The sequence below is a fragment of the Streptomyces cathayae genome (assembly GCF_029760955.1).
Lineage (GTDB): Bacteria > Actinomycetota > Actinomycetes > Streptomycetales > Streptomycetaceae > Streptomyces > Streptomyces cathayae.
Genome location: NZ_CP121682.1, coordinates 2,302,703 through 2,316,073 on the forward strand (window position 1 = coordinate 2,302,703; position 13,371 = coordinate 2,316,073).

The following is a 13,371-nucleotide window of genomic DNA, read 5'->3' on the forward strand; positions in this document are numbered from 1 at the left end:
GACCTACGCCTTCTGCCGGTCGCGGCGCTTGCTGTGCTGGGTGAAGACCATGGAGACCAGTACCAGCAGCACGGCGACGACGAACATGGCCGTACCGATGACATTGATCTGCACGGGGGTCCCGCGCTGGGCGGAGCCCCAGACGAACATCGGGAAGGTGACGGTGGAGCCCGCGTTGAAGTTGGTGATGATGAAGTCGTCGAAGGAGAGCGCGAAGGCGAGCAGCGCGCCCGCCGCGATGCCGGGTGCGGCGATCGGCAGGGTGACCCGCCAGAACGTCTGGAACGGGCCGGCGTACAGGTCCTGGGCGGCCTGCTCGAGGCGCGGGTCCATGGACATCACCCGGGCCTTGACGGCGACCACGACGAAGCTGAGGCAGAACATGACGTGGGCGATCAGGATCGTCCAGAAGCCCAGCTGGGCACCCATGTTGAGGAACAGGGTCAGCAGGGACGCCGCCATCACCACCTCGGGTATCGCCATCGGCAGGAAGATCAGCGAGTTCACGGCGCCGCGGGCGCGGAACCGGTAGCGGACCAGCGCGAACGCGATCAGCGTGCCGAGCAGGGTGGCGCCGAGGGTCGCCCACAGGGCGATCTGGAGGCTGAGCGCCAGGGACCCGCACAGGCCGGCGACCCCGCACGGGTCCCGCCAGGCGTCCGTGGAGAACTCCTGCCACTGGTAGTTGAAGCGGCCCTTCGGGTTGTTGAAGGAGAACACGGTGACGACGACGTTCGGCAGCAGGAGGTACGCGAGCGTCAGCAGTCCCGCGATGACGACGAGACGGCTCTTGAGCCAGTTGACGAAGGGCATTTACACCAGATCCTCCGTGCCGGACCTACGGATGTAGAGCGTGACCATGACGAGGATCGCGGCCATCAGGATGAACGAGAGCGCGGCGGCCGTCGGGTAGTCGAGGACGCGCAGGAACTGCATCTGGATCACGTTGCCGACCATGCGGGTGTCGGTGGAGCCGAGCAGGTCCGCGTTGATGTAGTCGCCGGTGGCCGGGATGAAGGTCAGCAGCGTGCCGGAGACGACGCCCGGCATCGACAGCGGGAAGGTGACCCTGCGGAAGGTGGTCGAGGGCCTGGCGTACAGGTCGTTCGCCGCCTCGTGCAGCCGCGGGTCGATGCGCTCCAGCGAGGTGTAGAGCGGCAGGATCATGAACGGCAGGAAGTTGTACGTCAGACCGCAGACGACGGCGAGCGGCGTGGCCAGCACCCGGTCGCCCGCCGTCCAGCCGAGCCAGGCGGTGACGTCCAGGACGTGCAGGGTGTTCAGGGCGTCGACCACCGGGCCGCCGTCGGCGAGGATCGTCTTCCAGGCGAGGGTGCGGATCAGGAAACTGGTGAAGAACGGCGCGATCACCAGGATCATGATCAGGTTCCGCCAGCGTCCCGCGCGGAAGGCGATCAGATACGCCAGCGGATAGCCGAGCAGCAGGCACAGCACGGTCGCGGAGGCCGCGTAGAGCACCGAGCGGACGAACTGCGGCCAGTACGTGGACAGTGCGTCCCCGTAGACGGCGAAGTTCCAGGTGACCCGGTAGCCCTCCTCCAGGGACCCCGTCTGGACGGAGGTGGAGGCCTGGTAGATCACCGGCAGCGCGAAGAAGACGACCAGCCACAGCAGGCCGGGCAGCAGGAGCAGGTACGGCGTCCAGCGACCCCGCCTGCGCGGCGGTCTCTTCTCCTTCTTCTCCGGGGCGGGCGCCAGGGGCGGCGCCTCGGTGGCCGTGGCCATCAGGCGACCTCACCCTCGACGGGCTCAGCGGGCTCGACGGTCTCGACGCCCGCGTCCGCATCCTGCGCGGCGTCCAGACCGAAGGTGTGCGCCGGGTTCCAGTGCAGGACGACCTCCGCGCCGGGCACCAGGCGGTCGTCGCGGTCGATGTTCTGGACGTAGACCTCGAACGCGGTGCAGACCGGGCTGTCGACGACGAACTGCGTGGAGACACCGATGAAGCTGGAGTCGGCGATCCGGCCGGTGATCCGGTTGCGCCCCTCGGGGATCCGTCCGGTGTCGTCCGCGTGGGCGAGGGAGATCTTCTCCGGGCGCACCCCCAGCAGCACCTTGCCGCCGGTCGTGGTGGGGCCGCTGTTGCGCGCCGAGGGCAGGACGAGTGTGCCGCCGCCCGCCTTCAGCACGAAGTCGTCGCCGGACCTGGAGTCGACGTCGGCCTCGATGAAGTTGGACGTGCCCAGGAAGTTGGCGACGAAGGTGGTGCGCGGGTTCTCGTACAGGTCGGTGGGCGGGCCGAGTTGCTCGACCCGGCCGGCGTTCATCACGGCGACCGTGTCGGCCATGGTCATGGCCTCCTCCTGGTCGTGCGTGACGTGCACGAAGGTGATGCCGACCTCGGTCTGGATGCGCTTGAGCTCCCGTTGCATCTGGCGGCGCAGTGTGAGGTCGAGGGCGCCGAGCGGCTCGTCGAGCAGCAGCACCCTGGGATGGTTGATCAGGGCGCGGGCCACCGCGACGCGCTGCTGCTGGCCGCCGGAGAGCTGGTGCGGCTTCTTGCGCGCCTGCTCGCCGAGCTGGACGAGCTCCAGCATCTCCTCGACCTGCTTCTTCACGCTCTTGATGCCGCGCCGGCGCAGGCCGAAGGCGACGTTCTCGAAGATGTCGAGGTGCGGGAAGAGGGCGTAGGACTGGAAGACGGTGTTCACCGGCCGCTTGTACGGCGGGAGCGCGGTGACGTCCTGGTCGCCGAGGTGGACGGTGCCCGCGGTGGGTTCCTCCAGGCCGGCGATCATCCGCAGGGTGGTGGTCTTGCCGCAGCCGGACGCGCCGAGCAGGGCGAAGAAGGAGCCCTGGGGCACGGTCAGGTCGAGGGGGTGTACGGCGGTGAAGTTCCCGTAGGTTTTGCCGATCTGCTTCAGTCGGACGTCGCCGTTGGTCTGTGTCGTCGTCTTCATCGTCGTCACGCCCCTGTGAGTTTCGCGAACTTCGCTTCGTAGGCCGCCTCTTCCTTGTCGCTCAGGGCTCGGAAGGAGTGGGTTCGGGCCGCTACGTCCTTGGTCGGGATGATCAGCGGGTTCTCCGCCGCCGACTTGTCGATCTTGGCGAGTTCCTCCTGCGCGCCGTCGACGGGACTCACGAAGGCGACGTAGGCGGAGAGCCGGGCCGCCTGCGGCGGCTGGTAGTAGAAGTCGATCAGCCGCTCGGCGTTGGCCTTGTGGCGGGCCTTGTTGGGGATGAGCAGGTTGTCGGTGGCCGTCACGAAACCGGCGTCCGGGATGACGTACCCGATGTCGTCGCTGTCCGCCTGGAGCTGGACGATGTCACCGCCCCAGGCGACACAGGCGGCGATGTCGCCCTTGGTCAGGTCGGACGTGTAGTCGTTGCCGGTGAAGCGGCGGATCTGCCCCTTGTCGACGGCCTTCTGCAGGCGGTCGATCGCCGCGTCGTACTCGTCGTCGGTGACCTTGGCCGGGTCCTTGCCCATGTCGAGCAGGGTCATGCCGATGCTGTCGCGCATCTCGGACAGGAAGGAGACCCGGCCCTTGAGCTTGGGGTTGTCCAGCAGGTCGGAGACCGACTTCACCTCGATGCCGTCGAGCGCCTTCTTGTTGTAGGCGACGACGGCCGAGACACCCTGCCAGGGGTAGGAGTAGGCACGCCCCGGGTCCCAGTCCGGGCTGCGGAACTGCCCGGAGAGGTTGGCGAAGGCGTGCGGCAGGTTCGCCGGGTCCAGTTTCTGGACCCAGCCCAGGCGGATCATCCGCGCGGCCAGCCAGTCGGTGAGGACGATCAGGTCGCGGCCGGTGTCCTGCCCGGCGGCGAGCTGCGGTTTGATCTTGCCGAAGAACTCGGTGTTGTCGTTGACGTCCTCGGTGTACTCGACCTTGACGCCGGTCTGCCGGGTGAACGTGTCGAGCGTGGGACGCTGCTTGCCGCTCTCGTCGACATCGATGTAGACGGGCCAGTTGGAGAAGTTGACGGTCTTCTCCTCGGCCGAACGGTCCTCGGCGGAGGTGCCGCCCTGGGTCCGGCCGGCAGCGGGGATGCCACAGGCGCTCAGCGCCCCGAGTCCGCCGGCCGCGAGCGCGCCGCCGGCGGAGGCGCGCAACAGGGACCGGCGGGTCAGTGCCGCCCGGCCGTTGCGGAAGCTGCGCCGCATGGCGGCCGTCTGGGCCGGGGAGAGGCGGTCGGGCTCGTACTGCTCCATGCGCGTGGTGCCCTTTCGGGAGAGGGGCCGCGGGTCGGGCGGCCCGGCTGCTATCGGTCCCCGAAGATCGTGCGGTGCCAGTCCTTGCGGACCACCGCCGTGTTGTCGAACATGACGTGCTTGATCTGGGTGTACTCCTCGAACGAGTACGCGGACATGTCCTTGCCGAAGCCGGACGCCTTGGAGCCGCCGTGCGGCATCTCGCTGATGATCGGGATGTGGTCGTTGATCCACACGCAGCCCGCCTTGATCTCGCGGGTGGCACGGCCCGTCCGGTACACGTCGCGGCTCCACGCGGAGGCGGCGAGCCCGTACGGCGTGTCGTTGGCAAGGGCGATGCCCTCGTCATCGGTGTCGAAGGGCAGGACGACGAGCACCGGCCCGAAGATCTCGGACTGCACGACCTCGCTGTCCTGCGGCGCGTCGGCGATCAGGGTGGGGCGGTAGTACGCGCCGTGCTTCAGGTCCCCCTCCGGGGCCTCACCGCCGGTCACCACCCGCGCGCAGGCGCGTGCCCGGTCGACGAATCCGGCCACGCGGTCGCGGTGGGCGTGCGAGATCAGCGGGCCGAGATCGGTGCCGGGAGCGAAGGGGTCGCCGAGCCGCACGGTCTCCATCAGCGCGGCCGTGCGCTCGACGAACGCCTCGTAGAGGGGCCGTTGCACGTACGCGCGGGTGGCGGCCGTGCAGTCCTGGCCGGTGTTGATGAGCGCGCCCGCGACCGCGCCGTTGACGGCGGCGTCGAGGTCGGCGTCGTCGAAGACGACGAAGGGGGCCTTGCCGCCGAGTTCGAGGTGGATGCGCTTGACGGTGGCGGTGGCGATCTCGGCGACCCGCCTGCCCACGGCGGTCGAGCCGGTGAAGGAGGTCATGGCGACGTCGGGATGACCGACGAGGTGTTCGCCCGCCTCCTTGCCGGTGCCGGTGACGATGTTGATCACGCCGTCCGGGATGCCCGCGTCGGTGGCGGCCCGCGCGAACAGGAGGGAGGTCAGCGGGGTGAGCTCGGCGGGCTTGAGGACAACGGTGTTGCCCGCCGCGATCGCCGGGAGGATCTTCCACGCGGCCATCTGGAGGGGGTAGTTCCAGGGCGCGATCGAGCCGACGACGCCGATGGGCTCGCGGCGGACGTAGGAGGTGTGGTCACCGGAGTACTCGCCGGCGGACTGGCCCTGCAGTTGCCGTGCGGCGCCGGCGAAGAAGGCGATGTTGTCGATCGTCCCCGGGACGTCGAACTCACGGCTCAGCTTGAGCGGCTTGCCGCACTGCAGGGACTCGGCGCGGGCGAAGTCCTCGGCGCGCTCGGCGACGACGGCTGCGAACCGGTGCAGGGCGTCGGAGCGCTCCCCGGGGGTGGCGCCGGCCCACGCCGGGAACGCCTCGCGCGCCGCGGCGACGGCCGCGTCCACGTCGTCGGTGCCGGCGAGCGCGTAGGTGTGGACCTCCTGCCCGGTGGCGGGGTCGACGACCGTGTGCGTACGGCCCGAGGTGCCCTTCGTCGAACGTCCCGCGATGAACTGCGCCCCGTCCGCGAACCGGTCCTGGGCCGGGAATCGTTCCGGGGTGGCGTTGCCCGGGTTGTGCATGTCGCTCTCCTCCGTCTCCCCGAGGGGGCGGCGTGGCTCCAGCTCGATTTGAGTGCCGATCCTGACAGAGCAATGGGACTCCAACAAGTGATTCCGTTGTTGCCTTTTGGTTACGCGACGGAATCTGTCGACCGGGCGTCGAGGGGCGGCGGAAAAGACAGGACGGGGTGTCAGTGATGCGTGCCAGACTCGCGCGGGCAGGAAGGGTTCACGGGGGGTGGCGATGAACGGGACGGCGGGAACCATCGGTTCCAGGGAGACTCTGGTCGAGGCGCTGCGGGCCGACCGGCGGGTCAAGTACCTGTACTTCTGGGGGCACCGGCCGCTGCCCGACGGCCGGATCGGGGCGAGCTGCCTGAGCCAGTGGTGGCCGTCGCCGTTCACGGTGGACGGGGCGCGGTACGCGACCGCCGAGCACTGGATGATGGCGGCCAAGGCCCGGCTGTTCGCGGACCCGGAGGCCGAGCGGCGGGTGCTGGCCGCGGGCCATCCCGCTCAGGCGAAGGAGGCGGGGCGGCTGGTGCGGGGCTTCGACGAGGAGACATGGCGACGGGAGCGGTTCCGTGTCGTCGTCGAGGGCAGCGTGCACAAGTTCGCGGCCCACGCCGACCTGCGCGCCTTTCTGCTGGGCACAGGCGAGAGGGTGCTGGTCGAGGCGAGTCCGGTGGACCGGGTGTGGGGCATCGGGCTCGCGGCCACCGACGAGCGGGCGACGGACCCCGAGCAGTGGCGCGGCCCGAACCTCCTGGGCTTCGCCCTGATGCGGGCCCGCACCCGCCTCCGGGAGGGGTCCGGGCCGGGGCTCCGAAGCGGTGTCCGGGGTCAGTAGGAGGACGTGAACAGGACGAGCGCGCCGAAGCCGGTACCCAGGAGGATGCCGACCGCGCCGCAGATGAGGCCGGCCAGGGCGTGTCCCGGGTTCGTGGCCTCGCCTCGGGACGCCTTGCCCCGGCCCAGCGCGCTGAAGATCACGGCCATGACGCCGAGCCCGATGGCCAGCGGCCAGAAGCAGAAGAGCACGGCCGAGATGATGCCGAGCACGAGTCCGGTGATGCCCATGCCGTTGCTCGGCAGGGGCGCCATGCCGGTCCAGCCGTGGTAGCCCGGGTCGGGGGCGCCGTAACCGGGGGTGCCGTAACCGGATGGCTGCGGGGCCGGGTGGCCGTAGCCGCTCTGGGGGCCGCCCGGGTAGCCGTACGGAACCTGGCCGGGGCCGTCGGGGGCGATGGGCGGCGGCGGGAGCGGGTCGGCGGCCGGGGGCGCGAAGGGGTTGGGGACCGCCGCGCCGGGGCCGACGGGCGGTACCGGCGCCTGGGGGGTGCCGGGGCCGGCCCAGGGCCGGGCGGGCGGCACCGGGGTGGCGGTGGGGTCGCCCTGCGCGGGGAAGGACGTCATCGTCTGCTGCTCGTGCACGGAGGAGGCGCCGGGGGGCGAGCCGGCGGCCGGCGCACCGGCCGGGCCCGCTCCGGAGACGGGCGGGTCGAACTCCGGGAGCGCCCACGGGTCGACGGCTCCGGTGGAGTCCGGCGGGCCGGGTGCGACCTGTCCGCCCAGGTCGATCTGCGTCATCGGGGGCGCCACGTCCCGCGGCGGGGCCTGGGGCGGCTGCGCCCGAGCGGCCCCGCTGTCGGCCGGTGCCGCCCACACGTCGTCATGGTCGTGCGGGTTGTGGGGCGGTGTGCCGCCCGCCGTGCTCCCCGGCGCCTCCGGCACCTGCGCGTCGTCGGACATGCGCTGGACCCCCTCCGTCGAACGTCCCGCCATGTTACGACCCCGGCGCCCCGTCGGACGCATCCGTCCTACGATGATCCCCGATCCACCGATCAGCCGATCACCCGCGTTCCGCCGCACACCGGCCGAGGACGCCGCTTGGGGGAGGAACCATGACCGACCACCTCGTCACGGCCACCGCAGCACCGGGCCGTGATCCGCGTGCCTTCATCGCCGGACTGCCCAAGGCCGAACTGCACGTGCACCACGTCGGCTCCGCCTCCCCCCGCATCGTCTCGGAGCTGGCCGCCCGCCACCCCGACTCCAGGGTCCCCTCCGACCCCGAGGCGCTCGCCGACTACTTCACCTTCACGGACTTCGCGCACTTCATCGACGTGTACCTGTCCGTCGTCGATCTGGTCCGCACGCCCGAGGACGTCCGGCTGCTCACCTTCGAGGTGGCCCGCGAACTGGCCCGGCAGCAGGTGCGGTACGCCGAGCTGACCATCACCCCGTTCTCGTCGACCCGCCGCGGGATCGACGAGCGTGCCTTCATGGACGCGATCGAGGACGCCCGCAAGGCGGCCGAGTCCGAGTTCGGGACGGTGCTGCGCTGGTGCTTCGACATCCCCGGCGAGGCGGGTCTGGAGTCCGCCGAGGAGACGGTGCGGCTCGCCACCGACGACCGGCTGCGCCCGGAGGGCCTGGTCTCCTTCGGCCTGGGCGGTCCCGAGATCGGGGTGCCCCGGCCGCAGTTCAAACCGTACTTCGACCGTGCCATCGCCGCGGGCCTGCGCTCGGTGCCGCACGCCGGTGAGACCACCGGTCCGGAAACGGTGTGGCACGCCCTGCGCGACCTGCGCGCCGAGCGGATCGGGCACGGCACCAGCGCCGCCCGGGACCCCGAGCTGCTCGCGCATCTCGCCGAGCGGCGCATCGCGCTGGAGGTGTGCCCCACCTCCAACATCGCCACCCGCGCGGTCACCACCCTCGACGAGCACCCCATCAAGGAGTTCGTCCGGGCCGGGGTCCTGGTGACCGTCAACTCCGACGACCCGCCGATGTTCGGCACCGACCTCAACCACGAGTACCTGATCGCCGCGCGACTGCTGGACCTCGACGAACGGGGCCTGGCCGAGCTGGCGAAGAACGCGGTGGAGGCGTCCTTCCTGGACCGGCCCGCGAAGGCCCGGCTGGCCACCGAGATCGATGCCTACACCACGTCCTGGCTCGCCCGCTGACCGCCCGGCGAACCGGCCACCCCGTGACGAACCGACTGTACGAAGGGCCGCCATGCACCACGTGACCGCCGTGGCCCACCGCGGCGACCCCTACCGCGTCCGCGAGAACACGCTCGCCTCGCTGCGTTCCGCGCTGCACCGGGGCGCGGACGCGGTCGAGTTCGACGTACGCCTCACCCGGGACGGCGTGCCGGTCCTGCTGCACGACGAGACGCTGAAGCGGCTCTGGGAGCACGACCGCCCGCTGCGGTCGCTGTCCTGGGAGGAGGTGCGCGGCCTGACCGACGGCGGCGTGCCGCCCCTGTCGGACGCGCTGTCGGCGACCGAGGGCAGCAGGGCCCTGCTGGACCTGCCGGGCGCCCCGCACCCGCGGGCGGTGCGCCGGATCGTGGACGTCGTACGGGAGCACGGGGCCCGGGACCGCGTGTACTACTGCGCGGGCGCCGCCACCATGCTCGCCGTGCGCGCGGCGGACCCGTCCGCCGAGATCGCCCTCACCCTCACGACGCTGGCCCCGCCGCGCGCCGGCCTCCTGGAGGCGATCCGCCCGCGCTGGCTGAACTACCGCTTCAGCCTGGTCGACCGGGCCCTGGCCGACCGCGTCCACCGCGACGGCTACCTGCTGTCCGTGTGGACCCCGGACACCCGCCGCTCCATGCGCCGCCTGCTGGCGCTGGGCACCGACTCCATCACGACCAACCGCATCGACATCCTGCACACCCTGCGCGCCGGGCCACCCACGGCCATGAACACCCAGCCGTGACAGTTCCCGCGCCCCTGAAAGGGGCGCGGGGAAGTGCCGATATGCGACTCCGTCGCGTGGTCGCGACCAGCCACGAACGACCCGCAGCCTCCGTCCGACGGAACCCGAACGGTGCCCAGGAGCCATTTCCTTCGGCTCCCCCAGCGGAGCGCTAAGCGTCCAGCGACGTCATCACGTGCTTGATCCGCGTGTAGTCCTCGAAGCCGTACCCCGACAGGTCCTTGCCGTAGCCCGACTTCTTGAAGCCGCCGTGCGGCATCTCCGCGACCAGCGGGATGTGGGTGTTGATCCACACGCAGCCGAAGTCGAGCTTCTTGGACATGCGCATCGCGCGGGAGTGGTCCTTGGTCCACACCGAGGAGGCCAGCGCGTACTCGACGCCGTTGGCGTACTCGACGGCCTGGTCCTCGTCGGCGAAGGTCTGGACGGTGATGACCGGGCCGAAGACCTCCTTCTGGATGATCTCGTCGTCCTGTTTCAGGCCCGAGACGACGGTCGGCGCGTAGAAGAAGCCCTGGTCGCCGACGCGCTTGCCGCCGGCTTCCACCCGTGCGTGTGCGGGCAGCCGCTCGATGAAGCCCTCGACCTGCTTGAGCTGGTGGGGGTTGTTGAGCGGGCCGAACAGCACGTCCTCGTCGTCCGGCAGGCCGGTCTTGGTGTCGGCGGCGGCCTGGGCGAGCGCGGAGACGAACTCGTCGTGGATCGACTCGTGGACGAGGACGCGGGTGGCGGCCGTGCAGTCCTGGCCGGCGTTGAAGAAGCCCGCGACGGAGATGTCCTCGACGGCCTTGGCGATGTCGGTGTCCTCGAAGACCACCACCGGAGCCTTGCCGCCCAACTCCAGGTGGACGCGCTTGAGGTCCTTGGACGCGGCCTCGGCGACCTGCATGCCGGCGCGCACCGAACCGGTGATGGACGCCATCGCCGGGGTCTCGTGCTCGACCATCATGCGGCCGGTGTCGCGGTCGCCGCAGATGACGTTGAAGACGCCCCTGGGCAGGACCGAGCCGAGGATCTCGGCGAGCAGGACGGTGGAGGCCGGCGTGGTGTCGGACGGCTTCAGGACGACCGTGTTGCCCGCCGCGATCGCCGGGGCGAACTTCCACACGGCCATCATCATCGGGTAGTTCCAGGGGGCGACCTGGGCGCAGACGCCGACCGGTTCGCGGCGCACGATGGAGGTCAGGCCCTCCATGTACTCACCGGCCGAGCGCCCCTCCAGCATCCGCGCCGCACCCGCGAAGAAGCGGATCTGGTCGACCATCGGCGGGATCTCCTCGGTGCGGGTCAGCCCGATGGGCTTGCCCGTGTTCTCCACCTCGGCCGCGATCAGTTCCTCGGCGCGCTCCTCGAAGGCGTCCGCGACCTTCAGCAGGGCCTTCTGCCGCTCGGCCGGCGTGGTGTCGCGCCAGCCGGGGAAGGCCTCGGCGGCGGCCGCCATCGCGGCGTCCACATCCGCCTGTCCGGACAGCGGCGCGGTCGCGTACGCCTCACCGGTCACGGGGTTGACCACCTCGGTGGTCCGTCCGTCGGCGGCGTCGCGGAACTCACCGCCGATGTAGTTGCGCAGACGACGCAGCTCGGTACTCACTGCAGGCCCTCCTGGTGTTCCTCGCGGGTGTCCGAGGTGTCCAACCTCTGAGACACCCACCCTAGACGGGCCGCTGCTGTTTTCAACACCCCCACCCGCCTCATGCCTGCGAAATCCGCAGACTGAAACCTTCGATACAACGAATTTCATCGAATACGCCTTGCTAAACAGTCGAGACGTCGTGCACAGTGACCGTGTGGCCAGTCGAAGCGCAGAACCGAGGGACTCCCGCGAGTCCAAGCACGGCGGCGGTCCCCACCTGGACGCCGTCTCCCTCGCCATCATCGAGCAGCTCCAGGAGGACGGCCGCCGGCCCTACGCCGCGATCGGCAAGGCCGTCGGCTTGTCTGAGGCGGCCGTGCGCCAGCGCGTCCAGAAACTGCTCGACCAGGGTGTGATGCAGATCGTCGCCGTCACGGACCCGCTCACCGTGGGCTTCCGCCGGCAGGCGATGGTCGGCGTCAACGTCGAGGGGGACGTGGAGTCCGTCGCCGACGCGCTGAGCGCCATGGACGAGTGCGAGTACGTGGTGATGACCGCGGGCTCCTTCGACCTCATGGTCGAGATCGTCTGCGAGGACGACGACCACCTTCTGGAAGTCATCAACCGACGCATCAGGGCCGTGCCCGGGGTGCGCTCCACCGAGAGTTTCGTCTACCTCAAGCTCAAGAAGCAGACCTACATGTGGGGAACCCGATGATCGTGAGCACCGACAGCTCCAAGGAACCCAGCGACCTCAGCAGGTCCGCGTACGACCACCTGTGGATGCACTTCACCCGCATGTCCTCGTACGAGAACTCCCCCGTCCCCACCATCGTCCGCGGCGAGGGCACCCACATCTACGACGACAAGGGCAAGCGGTACCTCGACGGTCTCGCCGGCCTGTTCGTGGTCCAGGCGGGACACGGCCGCGTCGAACTCGCCGAGGCCGCCTTCAAGCAGGCACAGGAACTGTCCTTCTTCCCCGTCTGGTCCTACGCCCACCCCAAGGCCGTGGAGCTGGCCGAGCGGCTCGCCGACGAGGCCCCGGGCGACCTGAACAAGGTCTTCTTCACCACGGGCGGCGGTGAGGCGGTGGAGACCGCCTGGAAGCTCGCCAAGCAGTACTTCAAGCTGATCGGCAAGCCGACCAAGTACAAGGTCATCTCCCGCGCGGTGGCCTACCACGGCACCCCGCAGGGCGCCCTGTCGATCACCGGACTGCCGGCTCTGAAGGCCCCGTTCGAGCCGCTGGTGCCGGGCGCGCACAAGGTGCCGAACACCAACATCTACCGGGCGCCGATCCACGGCGACGACCCGGAGGCGTTCGGCCGCTGGGCCGCCGACCAGATCGAGCAGCAGATCCTCTTCGAGGGCCCGGACACGGTCGCCGCGGTCTTCCTGGAGCCGGTGCAGAACGCGGGCGGCTGCTTCCCGCCGCCGCCCGGCTACTTCCAGCGGGTCCGGGAGATCTGCGACCAGTACGACGTGCTCCTCGTCTCCGACGAGGTCATCTGCGCCTTCGGCCGTCTGGGCACGACGTTCGCCTGCGACAAGTTCGGCTACGTCCCGGACATGATCACCTGTGCCAAGGGCATGACCTCGGGCTACTCGCCCATCGGCGCGTGCATCGTCTCGGACCGCCTCGCCGAACCGTTCTACCGGGGCGACAACGTCTTCCTGCACGGCTACACCTTCGGCGGCCACCCCGTCTCGGCCGCGGTGGCCGTGGCCAACCTCGACCTGTTCGCGCGCGAGGGCCTCAACCAGCACGTCCTGGACAACGAGGGCGCCTTCCGCTCGACGCTGGAGAAGCTGTACGACCTGCCGATCGTCGGCGACGTCCGCGGCAACGGCTTCTTCTACGGCATCGAACTGGTCAAGGACAAGCACACCAAGGAGACCTTCGACGACGAGGAGACCGAGCGCGTCCTGTACGGCTTCCTGTCCAAGAAGCTGTACGAGAACGGCCTGTACTGCCGTGCCGACGACCGCGGCGACCCGGTCGTCCAGCTCGCCCCGCCGCTGATCTCCGACCAGGGGACCTTCGACGAGATCGAGCAGATCCTGCGCGCCACGCTGTCGGAGGCATGGACGAAGCTGTGACCCACCGCTGCGATCCGCCGCTGTGATCCACCGCTGTGATCTTCGGCTGGAATGATCAATTACGGCCCCGGTGCCGCCCGTTCGAGTGAGAAACGGCGCTCCGGGGCCGCGTGCTGTCCGGCCTCCCGCCGCGTCCTGCCTAGCGTGCCCAGTGACCGATCGGCCTTGCCTTCGTTCCCCCGCATGGGGGGTCTCACAGATCTCGCACGGCATTCCTGATC

At 70.1% G+C, this 13,371-nt stretch carries 12 protein-coding genes; 5 read left to right on the plus strand and 7 right to left on the minus strand.

What is annotated here, in order from left to right:
- Positions 1–3: 3 nt before the first annotated feature.
- Genes PYS65_RS10265 through PYS65_RS10285 form a run of 5 tightly spaced genes read right to left on the minus strand, consistent with a single transcriptional unit; the run spans position 4 to position 5,760 of the window.
- Entirely contained in the window at positions 4–813 is an 810-nt protein-coding gene (locus tag PYS65_RS10265; RefSeq protein ID WP_279333568.1) for an ABC transporter permease, read from the minus strand.
- Positions 814–1,746: an ABC transporter permease gene (locus PYS65_RS10270; RefSeq protein WP_279333570.1), complete on the minus strand. Its 933-nt coding sequence runs from the start codon at positions 1,744–1,746 to the stop codon at positions 814–816.
- Positions 1,746–2,921 (minus strand): ABC transporter ATP-binding protein, encoded by a 1,176-nt coding sequence (locus PYS65_RS10275; RefSeq protein ID WP_279333573.1) that lies wholly within the window; start codon positions 2,919–2,921, stop codon positions 1,746–1,748. The genes PYS65_RS10270 and PYS65_RS10275 overlap by 1 nt, the downstream gene beginning before the upstream one ends.
- A gap of 5 nt (positions 2,922–2,926) precedes the next feature.
- The gene (locus PYS65_RS10280; protein ID WP_279333574.1) at positions 2,927–4,174 is read right to left on the minus strand and encodes a polyamine ABC transporter substrate-binding protein; all 1,248 of its coding nucleotides are present in this window, start codon (positions 4,172–4,174) and stop codon (positions 2,927–2,929) included.
- A 50-nt stretch (positions 4,175–4,224) separates the two neighbouring features.
- Positions 4,225–5,760, minus strand: a complete 1,536-nt coding sequence (locus PYS65_RS10285; protein WP_279333575.1) for a gamma-aminobutyraldehyde dehydrogenase — start codon at positions 5,758–5,760, stop codon at positions 4,225–4,227.
- Positions 5,761–5,983: 223 nt separating this feature from the next.
- Between PYS65_RS10285 and PYS65_RS10290 the strand changes: the two genes are divergently transcribed.
- Positions 5,984–6,589 (plus strand): NADAR family protein, encoded by a 606-nt coding sequence (locus tag PYS65_RS10290; protein ID WP_279333576.1) that lies wholly within the window; start codon positions 5,984–5,986, stop codon positions 6,587–6,589.
- On the opposite strand, the gene PYS65_RS10295 is transcribed toward PYS65_RS10290, so the two are convergent.
- Positions 6,583–7,491 carry a DUF4190 domain-containing protein gene (locus PYS65_RS10295; RefSeq protein ID WP_279333577.1) on the minus strand — a complete coding sequence of 303 codons (909 nt, stop codon included), beginning with the start codon at positions 7,489–7,491 and terminating at the stop codon, positions 6,583–6,585. The genes PYS65_RS10290 and PYS65_RS10295 overlap by 7 nt on opposite strands.
- Before the next feature lie 152 nt (positions 7,492–7,643).
- Between PYS65_RS10295 and PYS65_RS10300 the strand changes: the two genes are divergently transcribed.
- Entirely contained in the window at positions 7,644–8,711 is a 1,068-nt protein-coding gene (locus PYS65_RS10300) for an adenosine deaminase (RefSeq protein WP_279333578.1), read from the plus strand.
- Between the two features lie 52 nt (positions 8,712–8,763).
- Positions 8,764–9,474 (plus strand): glycerophosphodiester phosphodiesterase, encoded by a 711-nt coding sequence (locus PYS65_RS10305; RefSeq protein WP_279333579.1) that lies wholly within the window; start codon positions 8,764–8,766, stop codon positions 9,472–9,474.
- A 151-nt stretch (positions 9,475–9,625) separates the two neighbouring features.
- On the opposite strand, the gene PYS65_RS10310 is transcribed toward PYS65_RS10305, so the two are convergent.
- Complete coding sequence (locus PYS65_RS10310; RefSeq protein WP_279333580.1) at positions 9,626–11,065, minus strand: gamma-aminobutyraldehyde dehydrogenase; 1,440 nt, start codon at positions 11,063–11,065, stop codon at positions 9,626–9,628.
- 181 nt (positions 11,066–11,246) lie between these two features.
- Here PYS65_RS10310 and PYS65_RS10315 point away from each other — a divergent pair, with 181 nt between their 5' ends.
- Complete coding sequence (locus tag PYS65_RS10315) at positions 11,247–11,765, plus strand: Lrp/AsnC family transcriptional regulator (RefSeq protein ID WP_279333581.1); 519 nt, start codon at positions 11,247–11,249, stop codon at positions 11,763–11,765.
- Positions 11,762–13,150: an aspartate aminotransferase family protein gene (locus tag PYS65_RS10320; RefSeq protein ID WP_279333582.1), complete on the plus strand. Its 1,389-nt coding sequence runs from the start codon at positions 11,762–11,764 to the stop codon at positions 13,148–13,150. Before PYS65_RS10315 ends, PYS65_RS10320 begins: the two co-directional genes overlap by 4 nt.
- The last annotated feature ends 221 nt before the right edge of the window (positions 13,151–13,371 follow it).

Bases quoted from the DNA above. Each gene is read 5' to 3' on its own strand.
- PYS65_RS10270 (WP_279333570.1), bottom strand. From the start codon at position 1,746: ATGGCCACGGCCACCGAGGCGCCGCCCCTGGCGCCCGCCCCGGAGAAG.
- PYS65_RS10320 (WP_279333582.1), top strand. From the start codon at position 11,762: ATGATCGTGAGCACCGACAGCTCCAAGGAACCCAGCGACCTCAGCAGG.
- PYS65_RS10265 (WP_279333568.1), bottom strand. From the start codon at position 813: ATGCCCTTCGTCAACTGGCTCAAGAGCCGTCTCGTCGTCATCGCGGGA.
- PYS65_RS10290 (WP_279333576.1), top strand. From the start codon at position 5,984: ATGAACGGGACGGCGGGAACCATCGGTTCCAGGGAGACTCTGGTCGAG.
- PYS65_RS10280 (WP_279333574.1), bottom strand. From the start codon at position 4,174: ATGGAGCAGTACGAGCCCGACCGCCTCTCCCCGGCCCAGACGGCCGCC.
- PYS65_RS10305 (WP_279333579.1), top strand. From the start codon at position 8,764: ATGCACCACGTGACCGCCGTGGCCCACCGCGGCGACCCCTACCGCGTC.
- PYS65_RS10275 (WP_279333573.1), bottom strand. From the start codon at position 2,921: ATGAAGACGACGACACAGACCAACGGCGACGTCCGACTGAAGCAGATC.
- PYS65_RS10295 (WP_279333577.1), bottom strand. From the start codon at position 7,491: ATGTCCGACGACGCGCAGGTGCCGGAGGCGCCGGGGAGCACGGCGGGC.
- PYS65_RS10285 (WP_279333575.1), bottom strand. From the start codon at position 5,760: ATGCACAACCCGGGCAACGCCACCCCGGAACGATTCCCGGCCCAGGAC.
- PYS65_RS10300 (WP_279333578.1), top strand. From the start codon at position 7,644: ATGACCGACCACCTCGTCACGGCCACCGCAGCACCGGGCCGTGATCCG.